Here is a 1711-nt window from a genome sequence, read left to right as displayed (position 1 = left end):
TGGTTAAGTTTGATAGTGTTAAATTTTATTTAGGACAGGATTGATAAAAAATGATTTGATAAAAATATCCTTTGCTTTTTTAGTTGCGTAGTTGGTTAAAATAAATATATGGCTTATCTTTGAGCCTGAATTCGAAAATTCCGGAAAACATGTTTGAATTTGACCAGTATCTTGGCTTTATTGCATTCCTTACAATATTCACTATTGGATTTTGGCTAATGATCTTTCTAGTAAGTTTCTCTATGTATTGGGCAGGAGGCGCTACTATTGAACTCATGAAGGAAAGAAAAGCAAAGAAAAAACTTGATCAGGACAAATAATCCTGGTTTTAGAAAAGCCCGGGCTGCAGCCCGGGCTTTTTTGTTTTAATTATTTTCTGTTAAAACTCAAGTATTACCTGGTTCCGTATGATATCATCAAGCGTTTCCCTTTGCCTTATCAGGTACCCTTTGCCGTTATGCCATAAAACTTCAGCCGGGCGCACCCTGCTGTTATAGTTGCTGGACATTGAAAAACAATAAGCGCCTGCGTTCCTGAAGCATAAAATATCGCCCTCTTTTATTTCAGCAATACGCCTGTTGCCGGCAAAAGTATCGGTTTCGCAAATATATCCTACCACGCTGTAAAAGCGTTCTTTGCCTCCCGGATTTGAAATATTCTCAATATAATGCTCCGAGCCATAGAACATGGGTCGTATCAAGTGGTTGAAGCCACTGTCAATACCTGCAAAAACGGTTGAAGTTGTCTGCTTTACTACATTAACCTTCGCCATAAAATAGCCTGCTTCGCTTACCAGGAACTTGCCGGGTTCAAATGCAAGGGTAAGATTGCGGCCATATTCTGAGCAAAAGGCATTGAAACGCTTTGTAAGTTTCCTGCCCAGCTCCTCAACATCGGTTTCAATATCATCTTTTTTATAAGGCACTTTAAAGCCGCTGCCAAAGTCAAGAAATTCGAGCTCTTTAAAATGTGTCGCAGCCTCAAATAATATTTCGGCGGCATACAGGAACACTTCAATATCAAGTATATCGCTGCCTGTATGCATATGGATGCCGTTGATGTGCATCCCGGTATTTTGTGCAATACGCAGCAGGTGTGGCATCTGGTGTATGGATATGCCGAACTTGCTGTCAATATGACCAACCGAAATATTGCTGTTGCCCCCGGCCATTACATGCGGGTTTATACGGATGCAAACAGGTGTTTCCGGATGTTTGGCACCAAACTGTTCCAGTATGGAAAGGTTATCAATATTTATCTGAACACCCAAGGCTGCAACCTGTTCAATTTCTTCCATCGAAACACCATTTGGCGTGTAGATTATTTTATCGGGACTAAAACCTGCCAGCAGGCCAAGCTGCACTTCTTCTATAGATACTGTATCGAGCCCTGCGCCTGCCTTTTTCAGCAATTTTAGCACTGATATGTTTGATAATGCCTTAACAGCGTAATGTATCCTCAGGTTTTCAACCTTCATAAAAGTTTTTTGCAATCTTGCATATTGATGCAGGATTTTAGCGGCATCATAAACATATAAAGGGCTTCCGAACTCCTCTGCCAGGGCAAGCAATGTTTTAGTTTCCATAATATTTTTTGCAAATGTAGTAACCAATAGGCCTGTAGCCAAGCCAACTAGTGGTGTCTAATAAAATTATAACAAAAAGTTCTAAGTACACGACAAAAATTGTATTAAATTAATTTCCAGCTTATT

General features: G+C 39.9%; 2 protein-coding genes. One reads left to right on the top strand and one right to left on the bottom strand.

What is annotated here, in order from left to right:
* Window positions 1-119 precede the first annotated feature (119 nt).
* Window positions 120-320: a hypothetical protein gene (locus tag CHU92_RS15690; RefSeq protein WP_165764545.1), complete on the top strand. Its 201-nt coding sequence runs from the start codon at window positions 120-122 to the stop codon at window positions 318-320.
* Between the two features lie 59 nt (window positions 321-379).
* Here CHU92_RS15690 and lysA read toward each other — a convergent pair whose 3' ends face one another.
* The gene (gene lysA, locus CHU92_RS00645) at window positions 380-1585 is read right to left on the bottom strand and encodes a diaminopimelate decarboxylase (RefSeq protein WP_094411580.1); all 1206 of its coding nucleotides are present in this window, start codon (window positions 1583-1585) and stop codon (window positions 380-382) included.
* Window positions 1586-1711: the final 126 nt, after the last annotated feature.

The sequence above is a fragment of the Flavobacterium cyanobacteriorum genome (assembly GCF_002251835.1).
In the GTDB taxonomy this organism is placed as follows: domain Bacteria; phylum Bacteroidota; class Bacteroidia; order Flavobacteriales; family Flavobacteriaceae; genus Flavobacterium; species Flavobacterium cyanobacteriorum.
Note: the sequence above shows the minus strand (reverse complement) of the source record. Positions and strands in the feature narration are given on the sequence as shown.

Excerpts from the sequence above, each read along its gene's own strand:
- lysA (WP_094411580.1), bottom strand. The coding sequence starts at position 1,585 with ATGGAAACTAAAACATTGCTTGCCCTGGCAGAGGAGTTCGGAAGCCCT.